The 23,633-nt window shown below is 53.7% G+C and carries 22 protein-coding genes and 1 other RNA gene; 16 read left to right on the top strand and 7 right to left on the bottom strand.

Annotation, left to right across the window (positions count from 1 at the left end):
- The first annotated feature begins 117 nt into the window (after positions 1-117).
- The 5 genes from lon (at position 118) to fadM (ending at position 6,052) form a co-directional block, all read left to right on the top strand.
- A complete protein-coding gene (gene lon / locus AC07UY_RS03735) occupies positions 118-2,472 on the top strand; it encodes an endopeptidase La (RefSeq protein ID WP_494700720.1) in 2,355 nt (784 codons plus the stop codon).
- A gap of 190 nt (positions 2,473-2,662) precedes the next feature.
- Entirely contained in the window at positions 2,663-2,953 is a 291-nt protein-coding gene (gene hupB / locus AC07UY_RS03730; RefSeq protein ID WP_219352570.1) for a nucleoid-associated protein HU-beta, read from the top strand.
- A gap of 202 nt (positions 2,954-3,155) precedes the next feature.
- Complete coding sequence (gene ppiD, locus AC07UY_RS03725) at positions 3,156-5,030, top strand: peptidylprolyl isomerase (RefSeq protein ID WP_494700721.1); 1,875 nt, start codon at positions 3,156-3,158, stop codon at positions 5,028-5,030.
- A gap of 145 nt (positions 5,031-5,175) precedes the next feature.
- A complete protein-coding gene (locus AC07UY_RS03720; protein WP_494700722.1) occupies positions 5,176-5,550 on the top strand; it encodes a helix-hairpin-helix domain-containing protein in 375 nt (124 codons plus the stop codon).
- 103 nt (positions 5,551-5,653) lie between these two features.
- Complete coding sequence (fadM, locus tag AC07UY_RS03715; RefSeq protein ID WP_203358661.1) at positions 5,654-6,052, top strand: long-chain acyl-CoA thioesterase FadM; 399 nt, start codon at positions 5,654-5,656, stop codon at positions 6,050-6,052.
- A gap of 101 nt (positions 6,053-6,153) precedes the next feature.
- Here the strand turns inward: fadM and queC are convergent, their stop codons facing one another.
- Entirely contained in the window at positions 6,154-6,849 is a 696-nt protein-coding gene (queC, locus tag AC07UY_RS03710) for a 7-cyano-7-deazaguanine synthase QueC (RefSeq protein ID WP_494659234.1), read from the bottom strand.
- Positions 6,850-6,875: 26 nt separating this feature from the next.
- Entirely contained in the window at positions 6,876-8,612 is a 1,737-nt protein-coding gene (locus AC07UY_RS03705) for an SgrR family transcriptional regulator (protein WP_494700723.1), read from the bottom strand.
- Positions 8,613-8,710: 98 nt separating this feature from the next.
- On the opposite strand from AC07UY_RS03705, the gene cof reads away from it, so the two are divergent.
- Positions 8,711-9,529 (top strand): HMP-PP phosphatase, encoded by an 819-nt coding sequence (gene cof / locus AC07UY_RS03700; protein ID WP_494659236.1) that lies wholly within the window; start codon positions 8,711-8,713, stop codon positions 9,527-9,529.
- A 59-nt stretch (positions 9,530-9,588) separates the two neighbouring features.
- On the opposite strand, the gene AC07UY_RS03695 is transcribed toward cof, so the two are convergent.
- Entirely contained in the window at positions 9,589-10,641 is a 1,053-nt protein-coding gene (locus AC07UY_RS03695; protein ID WP_494700724.1) for a PLP-dependent cysteine synthase family protein, read from the bottom strand.
- Between the two features lie 115 nt (positions 10,642-10,756).
- Here AC07UY_RS03695 and decR point away from each other — a divergent pair, with 115 nt between their 5' ends.
- From decR to amtB, 5 genes are all read left to right on the top strand, one after another.
- The gene (decR, locus tag AC07UY_RS03690; protein ID WP_192611392.1) at positions 10,757-11,215 is read left to right on the top strand and encodes a DNA-binding transcriptional regulator DecR; all 459 of its coding nucleotides are present in this window, start codon (positions 10,757-10,759) and stop codon (positions 11,213-11,215) included.
- Positions 11,216-11,259: 44 nt separating this feature from the next.
- Positions 11,260-13,032, top strand: coding sequence for a SmdA family multidrug ABC transporter permease/ATP-binding protein (locus tag AC07UY_RS03685; protein WP_494700725.1), 1,773 nt, complete (start codon positions 11,260-11,262; stop codon positions 13,030-13,032).
- Complete coding sequence (locus AC07UY_RS03680; protein WP_494700726.1) at positions 13,025-14,803, top strand: SmdB family multidrug efflux ABC transporter permease/ATP-binding protein; 1,779 nt, start codon at positions 13,025-13,027, stop codon at positions 14,801-14,803. The genes AC07UY_RS03685 and AC07UY_RS03680 overlap by 8 nt, the downstream gene beginning before the upstream one ends.
- 244 nt (positions 14,804-15,047) lie before the next feature.
- The gene (gene glnK, locus AC07UY_RS03675; RefSeq protein ID WP_192611395.1) at positions 15,048-15,386 is read left to right on the top strand and encodes a P-II family nitrogen regulator; all 339 of its coding nucleotides are present in this window, start codon (positions 15,048-15,050) and stop codon (positions 15,384-15,386) included.
- Positions 15,387-15,418: 32 nt separating this feature from the next.
- Positions 15,419-16,705 (top strand): ammonium transporter AmtB, encoded by a 1,287-nt coding sequence (gene amtB, locus AC07UY_RS03670; protein WP_276292565.1) that lies wholly within the window; start codon positions 15,419-15,421, stop codon positions 16,703-16,705.
- 76 nt (positions 16,706-16,781) lie between these two features.
- Here the strand turns inward: amtB and tesB are convergent, their stop codons facing one another.
- Positions 16,782-17,642, bottom strand: a complete 861-nt coding sequence (tesB, locus tag AC07UY_RS03665) for an acyl-CoA thioesterase II (protein WP_203358652.1) — start codon at positions 17,640-17,642, stop codon at positions 16,782-16,784.
- Between the two features lie 212 nt (positions 17,643-17,854).
- Between tesB and AC07UY_RS03660 the strand changes: the two genes are divergently transcribed.
- Positions 17,855-18,376: a YbaY family lipoprotein gene (locus AC07UY_RS03660; protein WP_494700727.1), complete on the top strand. Its 522-nt coding sequence runs from the start codon at positions 17,855-17,857 to the stop codon at positions 18,374-18,376.
- 32 nt (positions 18,377-18,408) lie between these two features.
- Here AC07UY_RS03660 and AC07UY_RS03655 read toward each other — a convergent pair whose 3' ends face one another.
- Positions 18,409-18,798: an MGMT family protein gene (locus tag AC07UY_RS03655; RefSeq protein ID WP_301696783.1), complete on the bottom strand. Its 390-nt coding sequence runs from the start codon at positions 18,796-18,798 to the stop codon at positions 18,409-18,411.
- Between the two features lie 84 nt (positions 18,799-18,882).
- Between AC07UY_RS03655 and ffs the strand changes: the two genes are divergently transcribed.
- An RNA gene (gene ffs / locus AC07UY_RS03650) (signal recognition particle sRNA small type) lies at positions 18,883-18,979 on the top strand.
- A gap of 28 nt (positions 18,980-19,007) precedes the next feature.
- On the opposite strand, the gene yczR is transcribed toward ffs, so the two are convergent.
- On the bottom strand, positions 19,008-20,435 hold the full coding sequence (gene yczR, locus AC07UY_RS03645) for a MocR-like transcription factor YczR (RefSeq protein ID WP_494700728.1): 1,428 nt from the start codon (positions 20,433-20,435) through the stop codon (positions 19,008-19,010).
- Positions 20,436-20,519: 84 nt separating this feature from the next.
- On the opposite strand from yczR, the gene yczE reads away from it, so the two are divergent.
- Both yczE and AC07UY_RS03635 read left to right on the top strand, forming a co-directional pair.
- A complete protein-coding gene (yczE, locus tag AC07UY_RS03640) occupies positions 20,520-21,149 on the top strand; it encodes a membrane protein YczE (protein WP_494659243.1) in 630 nt (209 codons plus the stop codon).
- A gap of 65 nt (positions 21,150-21,214) precedes the next feature.
- Positions 21,215-21,568, top strand: a complete 354-nt coding sequence (locus tag AC07UY_RS03635) for a DUF1428 domain-containing protein (RefSeq protein ID WP_192611401.1) — start codon at positions 21,215-21,217, stop codon at positions 21,566-21,568.
- A gap of 39 nt (positions 21,569-21,607) precedes the next feature.
- On the opposite strand, the gene AC07UY_RS03630 is transcribed toward AC07UY_RS03635, so the two are convergent.
- Positions 21,608-23,158 (bottom strand): EAL domain-containing protein, encoded by a 1,551-nt coding sequence (locus AC07UY_RS03630; RefSeq protein ID WP_494659244.1) that lies wholly within the window; start codon positions 23,156-23,158, stop codon positions 21,608-21,610.
- Positions 23,159-23,371: 213 nt separating this feature from the next.
- Here AC07UY_RS03630 and AC07UY_RS03625 point away from each other — a divergent pair, with 213 nt between their 5' ends.
- Complete coding sequence (locus AC07UY_RS03625; RefSeq protein WP_494659245.1) at positions 23,372-23,632, top strand: type B 50S ribosomal protein L31; 261 nt, start codon at positions 23,372-23,374, stop codon at positions 23,630-23,632.
- Position 23,633: the final 1 nt, after the last annotated feature.

Here is a 23,633-nt window from a genome sequence, read left to right as displayed (position 1 = left end):
AACACGCCGTTGAATGTGTGGGAAACATCCCCATATACTGCTTACATGTTAATGGTCGTGTGAAACACAGTCACATAACCAGATTACCTGGCGGACACTAAACTAAGAGAGAGCTCTATGAATCCTGAGCGTTCTGAACGCATTGAAATCCCCGTATTGCCGTTGCGCGATGTGGTGGTTTATCCGCACATGGTCATACCCTTATTTGTAGGGCGGGAAAAATCTATCCGTTGTCTGGAAGCGGCCATGGACCATGATAAAAAAATCATGCTGGTCGCCCAGAAAGAAGCATCAACGGATGAGCCGGGTGTAAACGATCTTTTCACCGTCGGGACCGTGGCCTCTATTTTGCAAATGTTGAAACTCCCTGACGGTACCGTAAAGGTTCTGGTCGAGGGGTTACAGCGTGCGCGTATTTCTGCCCTGTCGGACAATGGCGAGCATTTCTCTGCGAAGGCAGAGTACCTCGAGTCGCCAGCCATTGACGAGCGCGAGCAGGAAGTGCTGGTACGCACCGCGATTAGCCAGTTCGAAGGCTACATCAAGCTGAACAAAAAAATTCCGCCAGAAGTGCTGACATCGCTCAATAGCATTGACGATCCTGCCCGCCTGGCCGACACCATCGCTGCGCACATGCCGCTTAAACTGGCAGACAAGCAATCTGTGCTGGAAATGTCCGACGTCAACGAACGTCTGGAATATCTGATGGCGATGATGGAGTCCGAAATCGATCTGCTGCAGGTTGAGAAGCGTATTCGCAACCGTGTGAAAAAGCAGATGGAGAAATCCCAGCGCGAGTACTATCTGAACGAGCAAATGAAAGCCATTCAGAAAGAACTCGGCGAAATGGACGACGCGCCGGATGAAAACGAAGCGCTGAAACGCAAAATCGACGCGGCGAAAATGCCGAAAGAGGCAAAAGAGAAAGCGGAAGCAGAATTGCAGAAGCTGAAAATGATGTCTCCGATGTCGGCAGAAGCGACCGTGGTGCGCGGTTACATCGACTGGATGGTGCAGGTACCGTGGAATGCGCGTAGCAAGGTCAAAAAAGATCTGCGTCAGGCGCAAGAAATCCTCGACACCGATCATTACGGTCTGGAGCGAGTGAAAGACCGCATCCTTGAATACCTCGCGGTACAGAGCCGTGTGAACAAAATCAAGGGGCCAATCCTGTGTCTGGTTGGACCGCCGGGGGTAGGTAAAACCTCTCTGGGTCAGTCTATTGCGAAAGCGACCGGTCGCAAATACATCCGTATGGCGCTGGGCGGCGTGCGTGATGAAGCTGAAATTCGTGGTCACCGTCGTACGTACATCGGTTCTATGCCGGGTAAACTGATCCAGAAAATGGCGAAAGTGGGGGTTAAAAACCCGCTGTTCCTGCTTGATGAGATCGACAAAATGTCGTCTGACATGCGTGGCGATCCTGCTTCCGCACTGCTTGAGGTGCTGGATCCTGAGCAGAACGTGGCGTTCAGCGATCACTACCTGGAAGTGGACTACGATCTCAGTGACGTGATGTTTGTCGCGACCTCTAACTCCATGAACATTCCGGCACCTCTGCTGGATCGTATGGAAGTGATCCGTCTGTCCGGTTATACCGAAGACGAGAAGCTGAACATTGCGAAGCGTCACCTGCTGCCGAAGCAAATTGAACGTAACGCACTGAAAAAAGGCGAGCTGACGGTCGACGATAGCGCCATTATTGGCATTATTCGTTATTACACCCGTGAAGCAGGCGTGCGTAGCCTGGAGCGTGAAATCTCCAAATTGTGCCGTAAAGCCGTTAAGCAGTTACTGCTGGATAAGTTACTGAAACATATTGAGATCAATGGCGATAATCTGCACGATTACCTCGGCGTACAGCGCTTCGACTATGGTCGCGCGGACAGCGAAAATCGCGTGGGTCAGGTGACGGGTCTGGCGTGGACTGAAGTGGGCGGTGATCTGCTGACCATCGAAACGGCCTGTGTACCGGGTAAAGGGAAACTCACCTATACGGGTTCTCTGGGCGAAGTCATGCAGGAGTCCATTCAGGCTGCGTTGACTGTGGTGCGTGCGCGTGCGGAAAAACTGGGTATTAATCCGGACTTTTACGAGAAACGCGATATCCACGTTCACGTACCAGAAGGCGCGACGCCGAAAGACGGTCCGAGTGCTGGTATTGCGATGTGTACAGCCCTGGTGTCCTGTCTGACCGGTAACCCGGTTCGCGCTGATGTGGCAATGACCGGTGAGATCACCCTGCGTGGTCAGGTGCTGCCTATCGGTGGTTTGAAAGAAAAACTGCTGGCTGCACACCGTGGCGGGATCAAAACCGTGTTAATTCCTGACGAAAATAAACGTGACCTGGAAGAGATTCCGGACAACGTTATTGCCGATCTTGATATTCACCCGGTGAAACGTATTGAGGAAGTTCTGGCGCTTGCGCTGCAAAATGAACCCTCTGGAATACAAGTTGTAACCGCAAAATAGTGACCTCGCGCAAAGAGCGCTAATAAAAACAGGGCTGGCAGGCCATTTCGGGCTTGCCAGCCTTTTTTTGTATCGCTAACTTAGATGCTGAATTAGGCTTGCCATCATTAACGGGTGTTGTAAGGGCATGGCAGGCCTGATATAACTGCTGCGCGGTCGCACTTTGAAGGATTCAGGTGCGATATAAATTATAAAGAGGAAGAGAAGAGTGAATAAATCTCAACTGATCGACAAAATTGCTGCAGGGGCTGATATCTCTAAGGCTGCGGCTGGACGTGCGTTAGATGCAATTATTGCTTCTGTTACTGAATCTCTGAAAGAAGGGGATGATGTTGCACTGGTAGGTTTTGGTACTTTTGCTGTTAAAGAGCGTGCTGCCCGTACTGGTCGCAACCCGCAAACAGGTAAAGAGATCACCATCGCTGCTGCTAAAGTGCCGGGTTTCCGTGCAGGTAAAGCGCTGAAAGACGCGGTAAACTAAGAGTGATCCCCCCAGGGGATGTGACAAAGTACAAGGGCGCATCATCAGATGTGCCTTTTTTATTTGTGATCCGGGACTTTCTACACGTTGTGGGCTGACAATTGCCCCCGTTTCTTGTCACAATAGGTCTTTCCGCGCAGCGTTCTGGAAACGCTATGCTGCGTGAGGTTTTACATCACCTACAGCGGAGTGTGGTTACACCATGATGGACAGCTTACGCACGGCTGCTAACAGTCTCGTGCTCAAGATTATTTTCGGTATCATTATCGTGTCGTTCATTTTGACCGGCGTGAGTGGTTACCTGATTGGCGGAAGCGATAACTACGCCGCAAAAGTGAATGGCCAGGAAATCAGCCGCGGGCAGTTTGAGAATGCGTTTAACAATGAACGCAACCGCATGCAGCAACAGTTAGGCGATCAGTTCTCTGAACTGGCGGCGAACGAAAGCTACATGAAAACGCTGCGTCAGCAGACGCTGAACCGTCTTATCGACGAAGCGCTGCTGGACCAGTATTCCCGCGAACTCAAACTGAACATCAGCGATGAGCAGGTCAAGCAGGCTATCTTCGCAACGCCAGCTTTCCAGGTCGACGGTAAATTTGATAACAACCGCTACAACGCGATTGTTAACAAGATGGGAATGACGGCCGATCAGTACGCGCAGGCGCTGCGTAACCAACTGACGACGCAACAGGTGATCAACGGCGTTGCAGGCACCGAGTTTATGCTTAAGGGCGAAACTGACGAACTGGCGGAGCTGGTTGCCCAGCAGCGTGTCGTTCGTGAAGCGACGATCGATGTGAATGCCCTGGCGGCGAAGCAGCAGGTTACCGATCAAGAAGTTTCCAGCTACTACGAGCAGAATAAAAATAGCTTTATGATGCCGGAGCAGTTCCGCGTGAGCTACATCAAGCTGGATGCCGCGGCGATGCAGGAGACGGCCAGCGATGCCGATATCCAGGCGTATTATGACCAGCACCAGGATCAGTTCACTCAGCCGCAGCGTAACCGTTACAGCATCATTCAGACCAAAACGGAAGATGACGCGAAAGCAGTACTGGATGCACTGAACAAAGGCGGTGATTTTGCCGCCCTGGCGAAAGAGAAATCCGCTGACATCATTTCGGCCCGTAACGGCGGGGATATGGGGTGGCTGGAAGACGCCACGACCCCGGATGAGCTGAAAAATGCCGGCCTGAAAGAAAAAGGCCAGTTGTCTGGCGTCATCAAATCGTCTGTCGGTTTTCTGGTAGCGCGTCTGGATGACGTCCAGCCTGCGAAAGTCAAGCCGCTGAGCGAAGCGCGTGACGACATTGCCGCGAAAGTGAAGCAAGAAAAAGCGCTGGATGCGTACTATGCGTTGCAGCAGAAAGTGAGCGATGCGGCGAGCAATGACAACGAATCTCTGGCGGGCGCAGAACAAGCTGCTGGCATGAAAGCCGTTGAGACAGGCTGGTTCAACCGCGACAGCTTACCGGAAGAACTGAATTTCAAACCGGTTTCTGATGCGATCTTTAATGGTGGTCTGGTGGGGCAGAACGGTACGCCGGGTAACAACTCCGACATTATCACCGTCGATGGCGATCGTGCCTTCGTACTGCGTGTTGCCGAGCACAAAGCAGAAGCGGTTAAACCGCTGGCTGAAGTGAAGGACCAGGTGACTGCGCTGGTTAAGCACAACAAAGCGGTGCAACAGGCGAAACTGGATGCGGACAAACTGCTGGTTGAGCTGAAAGCCGGTAAAGGCAATGAGGCGATGAAAGCGGCTGGTCTGAGCTTTGGTGAGTCTAAAACGCTGAGCCGTACGGGCCAGGATCCGGTGAGTCAGGCTGCATTTGGTCTGAGCCTGCCTGCGAAAGATAAGCCCGTCTACGGTGTTGCCAATGACATGCAGGGTAACGTGGTTCTGCTGGCGCTGGATGCTGTAAAAGCGGGTTCAATGCCGGAAGAGCAGAAAAAAGCGATGGTTCAGGGGATCACCCAGAACAACGCGCAAATTGTCTTTGAAGCACTGATGAGTAACCTGCGTAAAGCGGCGAAAATTAAAGTGGGTGATGCGCTGGAACAGCAGCAGTAATCGAGACGCTTTGCAAAAATTTGCAAAAAGTTGCAATCCCCAAAGGCCGCTTTCGCGGCCTTTTCCATTTCTGATATTTGCCATTTGTTCCTGTTTCTTCGCCCCGTTATCGTGGCTTCGCTGTTAATAAACAAGGAGAAACAGTATGAAACGTGGAATCAAAACTTTGCTGGTAGCGCTGTCCCTGACCTGTACTGGCGTGACAGGCAGTTCGCTGGCCGCTGAGTCAGCGGCAAAAAATCCGGCAGTACAAACTAAGGCTGAGACACCTGCTACGGCGCAAACTAAAGCGTCAGTCCCTGCGAAAGCCAGTGATGAAGAGGGCACCCGGGTGAGTATCAATACCGCTTCAGCAGAGGAATTAGCGCGGGCAATGAATGGCGTTGGGTTGAAAAAGGCGCAGGCTATCGTCAGCTACCGGGAAGAGTACGGCCCGTTTAAAACCGTTGATGATTTAAAACAGGTGCCTGGGATGGGGAGTTCGCTGGTGGAACGTAACCTGGCAGTTTTAACACTTTAATAACTTGCGTAGTGGCAAAAATTTGCCATGCTATAGAGGTCATACCAGTTGTGGCCTCTATACAGTCATCTTACCCATAAAAACAAACTAAGGTTTCTGCGCTATGCAAACACAGATTAAAGTCCGTGGTTATCATCTCGATGTCTATCAGCATGTCAACAATGCCCGCTATCTTGAGTTTCTGGAAGAGGCGCGCTGGGACGGCCTGGAAAACAGCGACAGCTTTCAGTGGATGACGGCCCATAACATCGCTTTTGTGGTGGTAAACATCAATATTAACTACCGTCGCCCGGCGGTGCTGAGTGACCTGCTGACCGTGACCAGTCAGGTGCAGCAAATCAACGGTAAGAGCGGTGTGTTAAGTCAGGTCATCACGTTGGAGCCAGAAGGACAAGTCGTGGTGGATGCGCAGATTACGTTTGTGTGTATTGATTTGAAAACGCAGAAAGCGCTGCCTTTGGAGGGGGAGTTACGCGAAAAGCTGGAGCAGATGGTGAAGTAACGTCTTATTGCCTGAGAGGGCTTTGCTTACCAGGCCTACGGGATCATTATTCGTAGGCCGGATAAGGTGTTTACGCTGTCACCTGGCAAAACCGACAGAAATTACTTCAGTCCGGTTTTCTGCTTCATCGCCGCCATTACTGCAGGTTTATCTGCCAGATAATGGGTCAGTCCGTTAGCTCGCAGGGTACAGGCGGCACAGTGCCCACAGCCGTCGCCTTTGATCCCGTTATAGCAGGTCAACGTCTCCTGACGTACAAGATCCAGTTTGCCCCAGTAATCGGCCAGCGCCCAGGTTTCGGCTTTATCAATCCACATTAATGGCGTTTCAAAGCGGATATCCTTTGCCATACCCAGGCTGACAGCGTGATTTAGCGCTTTGACAAATTCATCGCGGCAATCGGGATAACCGGAGAAATCCGTTTCACAAACACCGGTGATCACCGCCTCAGCCTTTAGCTGGTAGGCGTAGATGGCCGCCAGCGTCAAAAACAGGATATTGCGACCAGGCACGAATGTGTTGGGAATGCCATCCGCGTCCGGTTCGTAGTCCGGCACCGGAATGTTGTCGCGAGTCAGGCTGCTGATCGCCAGTTCGTTCAGTAGCGTGACATCGAGCACTTTGTGCGAACGGGCGCCGAGTTTTAAGGCCAGGTCACGTGCGACATCAATCTCAGCGCGATGGCGCTGACCATAATCAAAGGTGACGCAATGGACTTCATCATATTGATGTAGTGCTTGCGCCAGGCAGGTTGTGGAGTCCTGACCCCCACTGAATACTACGACGGCACGTTTCATGGCTTATCCTGAAAAATGATAAAACGCTATGGTAGCGTCTGAGGAGGATGCCGACCAGCTTCTTCATGATGAGGGGGCGGCAGCCATGCTTCGGTGAAGTCAAACCAGCCTCGTGCGTTGAGTCGGACCCCATTGACGCCCGGTGGCGCGCTAATGCGATAGTGGTAATTGAAGAGCGGTGTGAGCGTGGCATCATTCATCAGGTTTGCGAACACCTGCGCAAGTGCAGCATAACGATCTCTTTCGTCGGGTTGAATCTGTAGCGCATCCAGCGTTGCCTGCAGATGGGAAAAGGCGGGAGCGTCTAAGACATGCGGCCAGAGCTGATCGCAGCGTAGCCATTGCTCAAGCGTGTACTCTGGCGCTTCGCCAATAAGTCTGTCGCCCATCATCAAATCGGCATCCGCCAGAACAGCGCTGTTGTCCCAGTTCTTAGCATTATGAAAAATAAGCGTTAATTCACAGCCGAGCGTGGCCAGATAGTGTTTGAGCTGTTCTGCCATGGTATGCAGCTCAACGGGCAGATGGTAGACCAGCGTGAGCCTTTCCGGCAGTTCTACCTCATCCAGGCTTTCCCACTGGGGCATGGTCCAGTCGGGCAGTAACGCCTGGCTCGGCGTAATCAAATTTTCATCAACAGGCAGTGTTTGCAGGAGCGATGTGTGATGAATGATATCCACCAATCTTCTCGCCTGTTGCACGCTCAGCCTCGCCCCTTTCTTGAGTGTTAAATAGCAAAATCCGAGGCTGATGCCGCTACTCACCTGAGTGAGCGTGGTCAGCTCTTCTCGTTTCCCGATCGCGATCTGCACTGGGTGACGGCAACTGGTCCCCAGGTCTTGTGCGAAAAGTTGCGGTGTTATCCAGTATTCAACCGCCTTTAGCAGCGGGTGGCTCCGATGATAATGATCGTGACTTTCAAGGCGGACCAGCTCCGGCGTAAATAATGCCAGCCGGAAAGGACCGGTACCGACCAGCGGTTGCTGTGGATGCGCCAGATGGCTGCAGTAGCTCGCCAGGCGGTGCGCCAGCCAGTAATCAGGTCGATGCAGAATGAACGTCAGACATTGCGGGTGGCTAATCTCAATACGCTTCACGCTAATGAATAATTTATTGAGCGCCGGGAGGTTGAGCAGCATCAGTAGCCGTTCATGTAGCTGCGAGGTTGCCACCACATCGCCATTGTGCCAGTAAAGTGTCGAGCGAATATAAAAATCCCAGCGTAACCCATCGGGGGAGACATCCCAGTGATGTGCCAGGTCTCCGCAAGGACGCTGATTATGACTGTCGAAGCGGGTTAATCCGGAGAAAATCTGCCCGGCAAGATGTTGTTCCGCGCGCCCGGGGAGGAATCCAGGATGGAGCGGATCAAGCGGACGATAATAGGGAATACGTAGCGTCGGCGTATCGTTTTGCCATTGCCCGCCCATAAACGGTTGCAACATTGTGCGCAGTTCGCCTGGCGCCAGTTGCGCCAGCTCCAGCACATTGAGTTGCTGCCCTTTCTCCAGCGCTTGCTCCATCATGGTATTGCGCAATGATTCTGGCGTGACCAAAAAACGGAGTTGCCCGCGTTTACCCCGCCCGGACTGCGACTCCCACGTCAGCCATCCTGCGTCCTGCGACTGGCGCAGCAGCGTCCGCACATGACGTTCGCTACAAAAACAGCGTTCTGCCAGTTCGCTCACGGTCACAAACTGAGGTTCGCCAGCGGAAGGTTGCCAGAGGCGCTGGTATTGCTTGAGTCGATTAAGAAGTCGCATAAACCCGGAACAATTCCTTTTATCTATTCACTATTACTTCCGTATATCTCAGGTGATACTGAACCACAAGTTAACCGTGTCACAGAGTGGAGAAAGAGATGGCTCGTCTGGCAGCATTTGATATGGATGGCACGCTACTGATGCCAAACCACCATTTGGGCGATGAAACCCTTTCAACACTGGCGCGGTTGCGCGAACGCGACATTACCCTGACCTTTGCGACGGGTCGACATGTACTGGAGATGCAGCATATTTTGGGCTCGTTTTCGCTGGAAGCCTTCCTGATCACCGGTAACGGTACGCGCGTTCATTCGCTGGAGGGCGAAGTGTTGCATCGCCAGGATCTTGACCCGGCCATCGCGGATATTGTGCTGCATCAGGCGTGGGACACGCAGGCCAGCATGCATATTTTCAATGACAATGGCTGGTTCACCGGACAGGAAATCCCGTCGATATTGCATGCGCACGTCTACAGCGGATTTCGGTATCAGATAGTGGATGTCAAACGGATCCCGGCCCACGAGGTGACGAAGATCTGTTTCTGTGGCGATCACGATGATCTGATCCGGCTTGGTATTCAATTGAACGACGCGCTGGGCGAGCGGGCAAACCTCTGTTTTTCCGCAGTCGATTGCCTGGAAGTGTTACCGTTAGGCTGCAATAAAGGTGCCGCCCTGAAGGTACTGAGCAATCATCTGGGTTTTACAATGGCGGAGTGTATGGCGTTTGGCGATGCCATGAACGATCGTGAAATGCTGGGGAGCGTCGGACGCGGTTTGATCATGGGTAACGCCATGCCGCAACTGATTGCCGAACTACCGCATTTATCGGTGATTGGACATTGCCGTAATCAGGCCGTCTCTCACTATTTAACGCATTGGCTGGATAATCCACATCTACCTTATTCCCCCGAATGAGAGATCCCTTCCAGCAAGCCAGACATGAACAGTCATTGTCTGGCTTTTTTTATACTGCTTTAGCGGACGTTCAGCATCCCGGTAAGTTCAGCCTGCCACGGCGCTAAATCGCCGATCTGCGCGCTGACCCAGGCCGGATTGTAGTAAGTGTCGAGATAACGTTCGCCGCTGTCGCACAGCAACGTAACGAGAGAACCTGTTTCTCCGGCTTCGCGCATACGGGTCGCGAGTTGCAGCGTTCCCCACATATTGGTGCCGGTTGAGGCGCCCACTTTACGACCCAACTGCGTTTCCAGCCAGTGCGCGGTCGCGATGCTGGCAGCATCCGGCACGCGTAACATCTCATCCACCACATCCGGAATGAAAGACGGCTCTACGCGTGGGCGGCCGATACCTTCGATTTTGCTGCCGACCGGACTGCGCAATGTGGCATCACGTTCCTGCCAGTAGGGTAAAAAGACCGAGTTTTCCGGGTCAACGACCATCAGACGGGTATCGTAGCCCTGGCAGCGAATGTAACGGCCAATGGTGGCCGAGGTCCCGCCCGTACCTGCGCTCATGACAATGTGTTTGGGCACCGGGTTTGGCTCGCACTGCATCTGACGAAAAATACTGTCGGCAATGTTGTTATTCCCGCGCCAGTCAGTTGCGCGTTCAGCATAGGTGAACTGATCCATATAGTGACCGTTCAGTTCACGCGCCAGCTGTTCTGAGGCGGCGTAAATCTCGCAGGCGCTTTCTACAAAATGGCAGCGACCGCCGTAAAACTCTATTTGTTCAACTTTGCGTTTTGCCGTACAGGAAGGCATGACGGCGATAAAGGGCAGACCCAGAAGGCGAGCGAAATAGGCCTCAGAAACTGCGGTTGAACCCGATGATGATTCAATGATTGGCGTGCCTTCTTTGATCCAGCCGTTACACAGTCCGTACAGGAACAGTGAACGCGCCAGTCGATGCTTCAGACTGCCGGTGGGGTGCGTACTTTCATCTTTCAGATAGAGCTGAATCCCCGGGAACGCAGGCAGTGACAGCCGGATGAGATGCGTATCTGCTGAACGCTGGTAGTCAGCGTTAATTTCATTAATGGCGTTTTTAACCCAGGCGTTATTCATCGGTGTTTTCCATTTGTCATTTTGTGCCCAGATTAGCGGAAAGCACAGAAAAAATTGTTGCCATTTAACCTTTAAAATAGAATGTAAGGAGAAAATTCTTCTCTGTGAGGTGGGCATGTTAGATAAAATTGACCGTAAGCTGCTCGCCTTGCTGCAGCAGGACTGTACCCTCTCTTTGCAGGCGTTAGCCGATGCCGTTAATCTGACCACCACACCCTGCTGGAAACGACTAAAACGTCTGGAAGATGACGGCGTTCTGGTGGGCAAAGTCGCGTTGCTGGACCCTGAAAAGCTGGGGTTGGGCTTAACGGCCTTCGTGCTGATAAAAACGCAGCATCACAGCAGTGAATGGTACTGTCGATTCGTGACCGTGGTCACCGAGATGCCGGAAGTTCTGGGCTTTTGGCGCATGGCGGGTGAATACGACTATCTGATGCGGGTCCAGGTGGCGGACATGAAACGCTATGACGATTTCTACAAACGCCTGGTGAACAGTGTTCCCGGACTGTCAGATGTCACATCAAGCTTTGCGATGGAACAGATTAAATATACTACCGCTCTACCCATTGAATAATTCTCCCGGCGTTGATTGCCGGAAATCATGTCAGGAAAGAATACGTGCGATTATTTGTTCAATTAAGCTGGTACTTTCGCCGGGAGTGGCGTCGCTATCTCGGTGCTGTTGCCCTGCTTATCATCATTGCTATCCTGCAACTGATCCCGCCTAAGGTGGTCGGCATTGTTGTGGATGGCGTAAGCGCACAACGCTTTACCACCGAGCAGGTGTTGATGTGGGTGGGAACCATCGCGCTGATTGCCGTCGTGGTCTATCTATTACGCTACGTCTGGCGTGTGCTGCTGTTTGGGGCGTCCTATCAACTGGCCGTTGAGCTGCGTGAAGATTATTACCGTCAGCTCAGTCGTCAGCATCCTGAATTTTATCTACGACATCGCACCGGGGATTTAATGGCGCGCGCCACCAATGATGTGGACCGCGTGGTCTTTGCCGCCGGGGAAGGGGTGTTAACGCTGGTGGACTCATTGGTCATGGGTTGCGCCGTATTGATTGTGATGTCCACGCAAATCAGCTGGCAGCTGACGCTGTTTGCCTTGTTACCGATGCCGATTATGGCGCTGATGATTAAGCGCTACGGCGACCGGCTACACGAGCGTTTCAAGCTTGCGCAGGCGGCATTTTCCAGCCTTAACAATCGGACTCAGGAGAGCCTGACCAGCATTCGGATGATCAAAGCGTTTGGTCTGGAGGACCGGCAGTCGGCGCTTTTTGCGGCTGACGCGGCGGATACCGGCAAGAAAAACCTGCGGGTCGCCCGTATCGACGCCCGATTTGATCCGACGATTTATATCGCCATTGGTATGGCAAACCTGTTGGCGATTGGCGGTGGCAGTTGGATGGTGGTCCATGGCGCGTTAACGCTCGGACAACTGACCAGCTTCATGATGTATCTCGGTCTGATGATCTGGCCGATGCTGGCGCTGGCGTGGATGTTTAATATCGTTGAGCGAGGCAGTGCCGCTTATAGCCGAATTCGCGCCATGCTGGCGGAAGCACCGGTGGTGAATGACGGCGCAGAGCCCGTACCGGAAGGGCGTGGTGAGCTGACAGCAGCGATTGGCGAGTTTCGTTATCCGCAGGCGGCGCATCCTGCGCTGGGTGAGGTCCATTTTCACCTCAAGCCCGGCCAAATGCTGGGGATTTGTGGACCTACCGGCGCCGGGAAAAGCACGGTACTTTCGTTGATCCAGCGTCATTTTGACGTCACGCAAGGCGATATTCGTTTTCACGGTATTCCGCTAACGCATTTACAACTGGATAGCTGGCGTAGCCGACTGGCTGTAGTCAGCCAGACACCGTTTCTGTTTTCAGATACGGTCGCCAACAACATTGCGCTGGGGCGCCCAAACGCGACGCAGGACGAAATTGAACATGTTGCACGTTTAGCCAGCGTTCATGAGGATATTTTACGTCTGCCGCAGGGTTACGACACCGAAGTCGGCGAACGTGGGGTCATGCTTTCCGGCGGGCAAAAACAGCGTATTTCCATTGCCCGTGCGTTGTTGCTCAATGCGGAGATCCTGATTCTGGATGATGCCCTGTCGGCAGTGGATGGCCGTACGGAACATCAGATTTTGCATAACCTGCGCCAGTGGGGAGAGGGGCGTACGGTGATCATTAGCGCGCACCGCTTGTCCGCCCTGACGGAAGCCAGCGAAATTATCGTGATGCAGCATGGGCACATTGCTCAGCGGGGCGAGCATGACGATTTAATCCAGCAACCCGGCTGGTATCGCGACATGTACCGCTATCAGCAGTTAGAAGCCGCGCTGACGGACGCCCCTGAAATGTCAGAGGAGGCGGCGAATGCGTAGTTTTGGACAGTTATGGCCAACGCTAAAAAGACTGTTGGCGTACGGTTCTCCGTGGCGAAAACCGCTTTCTATTGCGGTGGTCATGCTCTGGGTCGCTGCGGTGGCGGAGGTGAGTGGACCGCTGCTGATCAGCTATTTCATTGACCATCTGGTGGCGAAAAACAATCTGCCGTTGGCAATGGTGGCGGGGTTGGTAGCGGCCTACATTGGCTTACAGCTGTTGGCGGCCGGTCTGCATTATGCGCAGTCGCTGTTGTTTAATCAGGCTGCCGTTGGCGTCGTGCAACAACTGCGTACCGACGTGATGGATGCGGCGCTCCGCCAGCCGTTGAGCGAGTTTGATACCCAACCTGTCGGGCAGTTGATCTCTCGCGTCACCAATGACACCGAAGTGATCCGTGACCTTTACGTTACGGTGGTGGCGACGGTGTTGCGCAGCGCCGCGCTGATTGGCGCGATGTTAGTGGCGATGTTCAGCCTGGACTGGCGCATGGCGCTGGTGGCGATGGCGATTTTCCCCGCCGTGCTGGTGGTGATGGTGATTTACCAGCGTTACAGCACGCCGATCGTTCGCCGTGTGCGAGCGTATCTGGCGGATATCAATGACGGTTTCAATGAAGTCATCAACGGCATGAGCGTTATTCAGCAGTTTCGCCAACAGGCGCGCTTTGGGGAACGCATGGGAGAGGCCAGCCGTTCGCACTACATGGCGCGGATGCAGACCCTGAGGCTGGATGGCTTTTTACTGCGCCCGTTGCTGAGCCTGTTCTCGGCGCTGATTCTGTGTGGACTGCTGATGTTGTTCAGTTTTACGTCGGCGGGCACCATCGAAGTCGGGGTGTTATATGCGTTTATTAGCTACCTCGGGCGGCTGAACGAGCCGTTAATTGAACTGACGACGCAACAATCCATGTTGCAGCAGGCGGTTGTGGCGGGGGAGCGCGTTTTTGAACTGATGGATGGCCCCCGTCAGCGTTATGGTGACGATAACAGACCGCTGCGGAGCGGGCGAATCGACGTTGATCAAGTTTCTTTCTCCTACCGTGACAATAATCTGGTGCTGCAGGACGTCAGCCTGTCAGTGCCTTCACGTGGTTTTGTGGCACTGGTCGGGCATACCGGGAGCGGTAAGAGTACGCTCGCCAGCCTGTTAATGGGCTACTATCCGCTGACTCAGGGCGAGATTCGTCTGGACGGGAGGCCACTCTCTACGCTGGGTCACAGCGTTCTGCGTCAGGGGGTGGCGATGGTGCAGCAGGATCCGGTGGTGATGGCCGATACTTTCCTGGCAAACGTCACGCTGGGCCGCGATATCTCGGAAGCGCGCGTCTGGCAGGCGCTGGAAACCGTCCAACTGGCGGAACTGGCGCGCGGCCTGAGCGACGGTATCCATACGCGTCTGGGCGAGCAGGGAAACACCTTGTCGGTGGGTCAAAAGCAACTGCTGGCGCTGGCGCGCGTGCTGGTTGAGACGCCTCAAGTGCTGATCCTGGATGAAGCGACGGCCAGTATTGACTCGGGGACCGAACAAGCGATTCAGCAGGCGCTGGCGGCTGTTCGTGAGCACACAACGCTGGTGGTGATTGCGCACCGGTTGTCGACGATCGTCGAGGCTGACACCATTCTGGTGCTGCATCGCGGTCAGGCGGTTGAATGTGGCACCCATCAACAATTGCTGGCAGCGCAGGGGCGTTACTGGCAAATGTATCAATTACAGTTAGCCGGGGAAGAGCTGGCCGCCAGCGCGCGTGAGGAATCGCTTACCGCCTGATGCACCAGCGTTGCCCGCCACTCCCGCGGGCGGTGCAAAAATGAAACGCATCATGCACTGGCATGGTGCGTTTTTTGTTTCCCGCTTCGCTTATGACGCACTTTACATTTCTCCCTCTCTGGTTTGTTGCCTGTTTTTTGTGCAGTCTCGTGCCGGAATGGCGCATTTCTCAATGTGGCACACCCCTTGCAACAGTTCCTTCGTGTCGCTGCAGCTATTACCCATTTCAGACAGGAGGGGATCTATGAAGCTGGTTACCGTGGTAATCAAACCGTTCAAACTGGAAGACGTTCGTGAAGCGCTGTCTTCCATAGGCATTCAGGGGTTAACGGTCACTGAAGTGAAAGGTTTTGGGCGTCAGAAAGGGCATGCCGAGCTGTACCGCGGCGCGGAATACAGCGTCAACTTTCTACCAAAGGTAAAAATTGATGTGGCCATCGCGGACGATCAGCTTGAGGAGGTGATCGATATCATCAGCAAGTCTGCGTGGACCGGAAAAATTGGCGACGGCAAAATTTTCGTTGCTGAACTGCAACGCGTTATTCGTATTCGTACCGGTGAAGCCGACGAAGCGGCACTGTAACTTTCAGGCTACACAGTGATAGGAACGAAAAAATGAAGATAGCAACGATGAAAACGGGCCTGGCTTCACTGGCGCTGCTGCCAGGTCTGGCGATGGCGGCTCCTGCGGTCGCCGACAAAGCCGATAATGCCTTTATGATGATTTGTACCGCGCTGGTGCTGTTCATGACGATCCCCGGCATTGCCCTGTTCTACGGTGGTTTGATTCGTGGAAAGAACGTGCTGTCAATGCTCACCCAGGTCACCGTGACGTTTGCGCTGGTCTGTATTTTATGGGTTGTTTACGGCTATTCGCTGGCCTTTGGCGAAGGCAATAATTTCTTCGGTAACTTCCACTGGACGATGCTGAAGAATATTGAACTCACGGCGGTGATGGGCAGTTTCTATCAGTATATTCACGTTGCGTTCCAGGGTTCGTTCGCCTGTATCACTGTTGGGCTTATCGTGGGGGCATTGGCTGAGCGTATTCGTTTTTCGGCGGTGCTGATTTTCGTGGTGGTCTGGCTGACGCTTTCCTACATTCCTATTGCGCACATGGTGTGGGGCGGCGGTTTGCTGGCATCGCATGGCGCGCTGGATTTCGCGGGCGGTACCGTGGTGCATATTAACGCGGCGATTGCCGGTCTGGTTGGCGCCTATCTGATTGGCAAACGCGTCGGTTTTGGCAAAGAGGCGTTTAAACCGCATAACCTGCCGATGGTCTTTACCGGTACGGCGATCCTGTATGTTGGCTGGTTCGGTTTTAACGCCGGCTCCGCCAGTGCGGCGAATGAGATCGCGGCGCTGGCTTTCGTCAACACCGTGGTGGCAACGGCGGCGGCGATCCTCGGATGGATATTTGGCGAATGGGCGCTGCGCGGTAAACCGTCTCTACTGGGGGCCTGTTCTGGCGCGATTGCCGGTCTGGTTGGGGTCACGCCTGCCTGTGGCTACATCGGGGTCGGCGGCGCGTTAATTATTGGCGTTGTGGCGGGTCTGGCGGGATTATGGGGCGTGACCATGCTTAAACGCTTGCTGCGCGTTGACGATCCTTGCGATGTGTTCGGCGTTCACGGCGTATGCGGCATCGTTGGGTGTATCCTGACCGGGGTTTTCGCCTCTCGCTCGCTCGGCGGCGTGGGCTTTGCCGAAGGCGTCACGATGGGGCATCAGGTGCTGGTCCAGTTAGAAAGTATTGGGATTACAATCCTCTGGTCCGGCGTGGTCGCGTTTATCGGTTACAAACTGGCGGATTTAACCGTGGGGCTGCGCGTACCGGAAGAACAAGAGCGCGAGGGGCTGGATGTGAACAGTCACGGCGAGAATGCCTATAACGCGTAACGCAGACTGCCCGGTGGCGTTATCGCTTACCGGGCCTACAAAAAGCCGGATAAGCGTTAGCGCCATCCGGCTTTTTTCAATTGTGATTACGCATGACCCCTTCCTGCACGGTAGACGCAACCAACACACCGTCCTGCGTGTAAAACTCACCGCGCACAAAGCCGCGGGCGCTGGAAGCAGAGGTGCTCTCTACGCTGTACAGCAGCCATTCATTCATATTGAATGGACGATGGAACCACATCGAATGATCGATGGTGGCAATCTGGATCCCTTTTTCGAGAAAACCAATACCGTAAGGCTGCAACGCCACGGGCAGGAAATTAAGATCGGAGGCATAGCCCAGCAAATACTGATGTGCGCGGAGGCTATCCGGCATCGTGCCGTTTGCGCGGATCCAGACCTGACGCGTCGGCTCCGAAACATGGCCTTTTAGCGGATTATGAAATTCGACCGGGCGAATCTCTAAGGGACGATCGCAGAGAAATTTCTCTTTTAACATCGGCGGCAGCAAATGCGCCACCGAGCGAGCAATTTCGGTTTCCGATTTCAGAGATTCCGGCCCTGGTGCGGCGGGCATTTTTTTCTGGTGCTCAAATCCCTCTTCCTGGCCCTGGAAAGACGCGGTCATGTAAAAGATGGGCTTTCCGTTCTGGATTGCGGCCACCCGGCGGGCGCTAAAACTGTTGCCATCACGCAGCACTTCTACATCGTAAATAATCGGTTTCTGACTATCACCCGGGCGTAAGAAATAGCTGTGGAAAGAGTGTACATGGCGCTCCTCGGCGACGGTTTCCTTGGCGGCACACAGCGCCTGGCCGACAACCTGTCCACCAAAAACCTGACGTAACCCCAGGTCTTCACTTTGTCCCCGAAAGAGTCCTTCTTCAATTTTTTCAAGATTTAACAATGTCAGCAGATTTTTCAGTGCCAGACTCATACTTACTCTCCAGGTAATGACGGCGCCGCAGCGAGATAGCCACAGTATAACGCAATTTTAAAAGTGGTCCGATGGGTGCAATAGTCTGAATAACTGACTTATTTCAGGAAAAAATAGGTAATTTGTGCCAAACTTAATCACGTTATGTGTTTGTTAACCGTGCTCTGTCGAGGAAAAAACCGCGCCGGAGCACGGGTGAGAAGGAGAATTTAATGAAACTTGTGCACATGGTCAGTGGTTTAGCGATGGCGGTTGCTCTGACGGCCTGCGCAGACAAAAGCGCAGATGTCCAGACACCCGCGCCAAACCCAAGCACTTCTGGTGTGGCTGCGAAGCCTGCAATTCAGCAACCCTCGGTTTCAGGTACCGTCTGGATCCGTCAGAAAGTGGCTCTGCCACCGGATGCTGTATTAACCGTGACACTGTCGGATGCCTCACTGGCTGATGCGCCGTCGAAAGTGTTGTCGCAGCAGGCGGTCCGTACTGAAGGCAAACAGGCGCCGTTTAGCTTCGTTCTCCCATTCAACCCGGCAGATGTACAGCCAAACGCCCGGATCCTGCTGAGTGCAGCGATCACCGTTAATGACAAACTGGTATTCATTACTGATACCGTGCAGGAAGTGATTAATCGGGGTGGGACCAAGGCCGATCTGACGCTGGTTCCGGTCCAGCAAACGGCAGTGCCGGTGCAGGCTGGCAGTGGGGCGATAGCAACGCCACCTACAGATTACTGATCTGAAATAAACCCTCTTCGACACGGAGAGGGTTAATACACCCAGCGGTATCGTTGTAAATCGATCTGCCCGCTCCCTGAAACCATCACCCCTTCCGACAATAAAGCCTGGCGTTGACGCTGAAGATCTGGACCGGTCAGCGAGATCGCGCCGTGGCGGTTAACGACCCTGTGCCAGGGGAGAGTGCTGCCTTCCGGCAACCGTTTTAACACGCCGCCGACCTGGCGAGCGGCACGGGGTGAACCCGCGAGCCGTGCGACATCACCGTAAGTGGTCACAAATCCTTCGGGAATAGAGGCGACAATTTGCCAGACGCGTTGGGGGAAAGAGTCTTGTATATCCATGGTGTATTCCTGCGCTAATCTTTCAGCATAATCCTCAATAGAGGCGGAGTGAAGCCTCATTGCGCAAGAAAGCAGCATCCGATGCAGGATCGGTTGCATTTACCGGGGACAGCAGTGATAATGCGCCTGCGCGTTGGTTAACAACGCTCTCAATGGGGGCTCTGTTGGTTCTCCCGCAACGCTACTCTGTTTACCAGGTCAGATCCGGAAGGAAGCAGCCAGAGCAGACGACGTGTGTGCCGGGATGTAGCTGGCAGGGCCCCCACCCAATTCTGCCGTCCGGCACATCAAATAATCTTACGCATTTTCCCCACACCGGTTTGAAAACGCAACCCGTCCCACAGGGGCTGTAACGTGCTGAATGCTGCGCGTAATGTGTCGTCCGGGTGGGTAAATGGCATCCGCAAGAAGCGATCGAAGGCGCCTGCCAGACCAAAGCGGGTGCCCGTGCCGAGCTGAATACCTGCGCTTTCGGCATGCGTAGCGAACTGGGTGGCTAAAGTATCAGGCAATTCCACCCAAAAAGAGAGTCCTCCCGCAGGCTGGGAAAACGTCCATTCCGGAAAGTGTGTACGCATCAGTTCACCGCATAACGCGCGCCGTCTGGCCAGTTGTTGCCGTCGTTCAGGAAGAAAGGTTCCGGCGTTTTCAATCAGCCAGGCGGTCGCCAGTTGTTCCAGCACGGGTGAACCCAGGTCGAACGTATCACGGGTTTGCACCAGCGCGGCAATGGTGCGTGACGATGCGCGAACCCAGCCCAGACGCAGTCCTCCCCAGAAACTCTTACCTGCTGACCCCAGCATAATAATGGGCGCATCGGCGTTGTAGCAGGGGAGCGGCGGTGGTGGAGGGGCATCAAACCAAAGATTCACCATCGTTTCATCCACCACCAGGGTTGTGCGCGTTCTGGCGGCAATATCCGCCACTGTCTGACGTGTCGCGGCGTCCATACAGCGCCCGGTTGGGTTATGAAAATCCGGTATCAGATAGGCCATTCTTGGCGACGTTTGCGCAATAGTGGCGACCAGACCGGCGGTATCCCAGCCATGCTCAGGTAAAGAGACACCTACCGGACGACACGACGCACCCTGAATAGCCGCGATAGCGAGCGGGTAGGTGGGGTGATCCACGACGACACGATCGCCTGGTCCTGTCAGCAGACGCAGGATCAATGCCAGGCCACTCACCGAGCCATTGACGACTATAATCTCATCCGGGTGAGTGGGCAGCCCTCGTTCGCAGTAGTGCCCGGCAATGGTTTCACGTAGCGACAATAATCCCTGCGGCAAATAGCCCGAACTCAGCAGATGCTGAGGCATTGCACACAGCGCCTGGTGGTAGGCCTGGTGAATCTCCGGACCGGCACTCAGTGCGGCGGTGGACAGATCCAGCGCCATGCTGGTACTGGTGCGGGTGGGCACCCGGTGGATATGTTCTGGCAGGATAACTCGCGAGCCACTCCCCTGTCGGCTTTCCAGATAACCTTCTTCACGCAGTTGCGCCAGCGCGCTGGCAATGGTGGTTCGGCTCACGTCCAGCACGGTGGCCAGTTCGCGCTCGCCGGGAAGACGGCTATCAAGTGCCAGACGACCATCCAGAATGAGCAGACGCAGCGCACTCGCAAGCTGGCGCCAGAGAGGGATACGTGAAGCGGTTTCCTGCCAGTGTCCGAGCAAGCGCTGCAGAGATTGGCTTCCATGACGGCGAGATGACATAACAGTCCACTTTTTGAAAACTGGACATTAATCATAGTGCCAATTGCGGAGAAGATGAACGTTATCTGGCAAGGGGGGAAAATTATGCTGCGTCGATTGGTTCAATTGTATCTGGGGCTGGCGCTTTACGGTGTTTCAACCGCCATGTTTGTGCGCGCGGATTTAGGTGCCGACCCCTGGAATGTCTTTCATCTCGGGGTGGCGAATCTGCTGTCGATGAACATCGGTATTGTGATGATTGGTGTTGGCGTTCTGGTCTTGCTGTTATGGATACCCCTGCGACAACGTCCAGGGCTTGGAACATTGAGCAACGTTATTGTCATCGGCCTGGCGGCAGATGCCGCCCTGGCGATCCTGCCGGGATTTGAATCTCTGCTCGTGCGCACGGTTTTGTTAGTTTCTGCGGTGATCGTCAATGCGCTGGCAACCAGTATGTATATTGGCGCAGGCTTTGGCGCCGGTCCGCGTGACGGCCTGATGACAGGGATTCATGCGCGCACCGGTTGGCCCGTGCGCACTATTCGTACGGCGATTGAAGTTTCCGTCTTGTTGAGCGGCTGGCTCCTTGGGGGCGCATTGGGTGTCGGAACCGTGCTGTATGCGCTGGCGATTGGACCGTTGATCCAGATTTGCCTGCCTTGGTTTCGTTATTCTCCAGCGGCGCGCATTCCGCTGCGCAATGCTTCTACGGCACAGTATCGCAATGGCGACTAAACTTAACTGCGACTGACGCGGCCAGAATTGTCTTGCCGTGCAGTAACACTTCGGAGGTTTATCTCATGAAGTATGTTGATGGTTTTGTGGTTGCCGTGCCTGCCGAAAACAAGGAGGCCTACGTAGCAATGGCGGCAAAAGCTGTCCCGCTCTTTAAGGAGTTTGGGGCATTACGCGTCGTTGAGTGCTGGGCCGATGATGTTCCGGACGGCAAACTGACCGATTTCCGGATGGCGGTGAAAGCAGAAGAGCACGAAGAAGTGGTCTTTAGCTGGATTGAATACCCCTCGAAAGAGGTTCGCGACGCGGCGAATCAAAAGATGATGTCGGATCCACGAATGAAAGAGTTTGGCGAGTCGATGCCGTTTGACGGCAAACGCATGATTTATGGCGGATTCTCTCCCATTCTGGATGACTGATGTGACTGGCTGTGCGGCGTGCCGCCAGCCACCCCGACATCACCGATGTTGTTCAACCCACAGGATAAACTCTGATTTTGGGAGGGCTTTACTGTAGAGCCAACCCTGACCGTATTGCACACCGTGCTCACGCAACCAGCTCTCCTGACGGGGAGTCTCAATACCTTCGGCTACCATCTCCAGCTTGAGGGTTTTTGCCATCTCAATGATGTGCGTCGTGACATTTTTATATTCCAGCGCATCGACAAACGACTTGTCGATTTTGAGGATATCCACTTCCAGATTCTGTAAGTAGCTAAGGCTGGAATAGCCCGTACCAAAATCGTCGATATAGATTGCGTGTCCTGCTTTACGGTATTGGGTAATGATCGGTGCGCAGGTTTTCGGGTCGGCAAACTCGCGTTCTGTCAGTTCCAGCGCGATTTGTGAGGGGGCAACGTGATACCGATTCAGCAGCTTGCTTAAATGCGACGGCAGCGTCTGTGAGGTCAGATCGCTGGACTCAAGGTTGATCGAAATATGCAGTCCGGGATGCTGTTGCAACCATTTCCCCATCTCCTCAAAGACGGTGTCGATAATCAGATGGCTGAGCGATTCTGACAGTCCTGTCTCTTCTGCCAGCGCGATAAAAATGTCTGGCGACAGGTAGCTGCCATCGGTTTGCGGCCAACGCGCCAGCGCTTCTGCGCCGACAACTTTACCGGTTCTTAATGAAACAATAGGCTGGTAGTGGACTTTTATATCACGATTTTGAATGGCATCCTGCAGGCGATGATGGGGCGACTGAATACGGCGCAGAATGCGCAGAATAAACGCGGCGCTCAGTAGACCTATTACAAGACCTACCGGGAGCCAAATAAGGGCCTGACGATACCAGTTTTTTTGCAGCGAAAGCGCGGAAGACCAGGTCACAATAGAAATGCGCATTTCCGGGAAAGGCTGGATATTATAGAGCGTCCCATTATTCTCCATATGCTGGTTCGCGGCTTGCTGCAATTGCTGAATAATCTCGGGTTTGAGGCGATCGCTGCTGGCGATCACGATGTTGTGTGCTTCCCCAATAATGGCCGCATCAATTTGCGAGGAACCAAAAGGGATCACGTCAATGAATGATGCAGGGTCAATCATCACGATGTAGCGATCTGTGCCCAACGCAACCATATAGCGCTTTATCCCTAAATCATTCTGTGCCGTTAGCCATGCACGGTAGCCACCCCGGAAGATTTTGCCAGGTTCAGGCAGTGCGGCGGCGTGGCTTTTTTGCTCCAGCGATGAACAGGCAGGAACATTATTCTCCAGATATAGGACTTCCTGAATGTAGCGGTTGCTATAGGATACCCGGCGCATCGCCAGTAAATGCGCATTGCTGCAAGGCTCGCCCTCGAAGCGCTCCATCTGCTTTAGCGCGAGTTTTCCCTGAGAGGCGACTTTATTTGCACGTAAAGCGACACCTGATGAATAGGTATTCAGCTCTTCAATAAATTTCTGTTCAACCTGACGATGTGCCAGCCAAAGGCTTAATCCAACAGGAACAAGGACAGATAAAATAAGCACACCCGTCACCAGGCCGGCCAGATGTCGTGTCGTCACGTTGCTACCTCTATTAACGAAGCGTAGGCAAAGTATATCTGATCGCGAAAGATCTCCTTTCGTTGATGTCGTTATTCTATGATTTTTTGGGATAACGTGTCTTCCATCGTCAGAAAAAGCGTCATTTTGGTTTAATTCCCCCTGTGTTAGCAAGGTTGAATTGTCGCTGTCGATAAAGTAATGTGATGTTATAACATTATATATGGGGCTGCTATGAAACCTGATATTCATCCTGTTTATCGCACTGTGGTATTCCATGACACCAGCGTGAATGCATATTTTAAAGTCGGTTCGACCATCCGAACTGAACGGGAAATCGAACTGGAGGGCGTGACATACCCGTATGTCACTATTGATGTTTCTTCCAAATCACATCCGTACTACACCGGAAAACAGAAAACGTTCGACAATGAGGGCAGCGCAGCGCGTTTCCAGAAACGTTTTGGGCATTTTATTGGAACAAAGCGGGGATAAG

Source organism: Citrobacter sp. GW821-FHT02E08, from assembly GCF_059421685.1.
This window is presented reverse-complemented; position numbering and strand designations above follow the sequence as displayed.

Coding starts and splice junctions, on each gene's coding strand:
- decR (WP_192611392.1), top strand. CDS start 10,757: ATGTTAGATAAAATTGACCGTAAGCTGCTCGCCTTGCTGCAGCAGGAC.
- yczE (WP_494659243.1), top strand. CDS start 20,520: ATGCTGCGTCGATTGGTTCAATTGTATCTGGGGCTGGCGCTTTACGGT.
- cof (WP_494659236.1), top strand. CDS start 8,711: ATGGCTCGTCTGGCAGCATTTGATATGGATGGCACGCTACTGATGCCA.
- AC07UY_RS03655 (WP_301696783.1), bottom strand. CDS start 18,798: ATGCTGCTTTCTTGCGCAATGAGGCTTCACTCCGCCTCTATTGAGGAT.
- AC07UY_RS03720 (WP_494700722.1), top strand. CDS start 5,176: ATGAAACGTGGAATCAAAACTTTGCTGGTAGCGCTGTCCCTGACCTGT.
- amtB (WP_276292565.1), top strand. CDS start 15,419: ATGAAGATAGCAACGATGAAAACGGGCCTGGCTTCACTGGCGCTGCTG.
- queC (WP_494659234.1), bottom strand. CDS start 6,849: ATGAAACGTGCCGTCGTAGTATTCAGTGGGGGTCAGGACTCCACAACC.
- tesB (WP_203358652.1), bottom strand. CDS start 17,642: ATGAGTCTGGCACTGAAAAATCTGCTGACATTGTTAAATCTTGAAAAA.
- yczR (WP_494700728.1), bottom strand. CDS start 20,435: ATGTCATCTCGCCGTCATGGAAGCCAATCTCTGCAGCGCTTGCTCGGA.
- fadM (WP_203358661.1), top strand. CDS start 5,654: ATGCAAACACAGATTAAAGTCCGTGGTTATCATCTCGATGTCTATCAG.
- glnK (WP_192611395.1), top strand. CDS start 15,048: ATGAAGCTGGTTACCGTGGTAATCAAACCGTTCAAACTGGAAGACGTT.
- AC07UY_RS03635 (WP_192611401.1), top strand. CDS start 21,215: ATGAAGTATGTTGATGGTTTTGTGGTTGCCGTGCCTGCCGAAAACAAG.
- AC07UY_RS03680 (WP_494700726.1), top strand. CDS start 13,025: ATGCGTAGTTTTGGACAGTTATGGCCAACGCTAAAAAGACTGTTGGCG.
- AC07UY_RS03660 (WP_494700727.1), top strand. CDS start 17,855: ATGAAACTTGTGCACATGGTCAGTGGTTTAGCGATGGCGGTTGCTCTG.
- AC07UY_RS03705 (WP_494700723.1), bottom strand. CDS start 8,612: ATGCGACTTCTTAATCGACTCAAGCAATACCAGCGCCTCTGGCAACCT.
- lon (WP_494700720.1), top strand. CDS start 118: ATGAATCCTGAGCGTTCTGAACGCATTGAAATCCCCGTATTGCCGTTG.
- AC07UY_RS03625 (WP_494659245.1), top strand. CDS start 23,372: ATGAAACCTGATATTCATCCTGTTTATCGCACTGTGGTATTCCATGAC.
- AC07UY_RS03695 (WP_494700724.1), bottom strand. CDS start 10,641: ATGAATAACGCCTGGGTTAAAAACGCCATTAATGAAATTAACGCTGAC.
- ppiD (WP_494700721.1), top strand. CDS start 3,156: ATGATGGACAGCTTACGCACGGCTGCTAACAGTCTCGTGCTCAAGATT.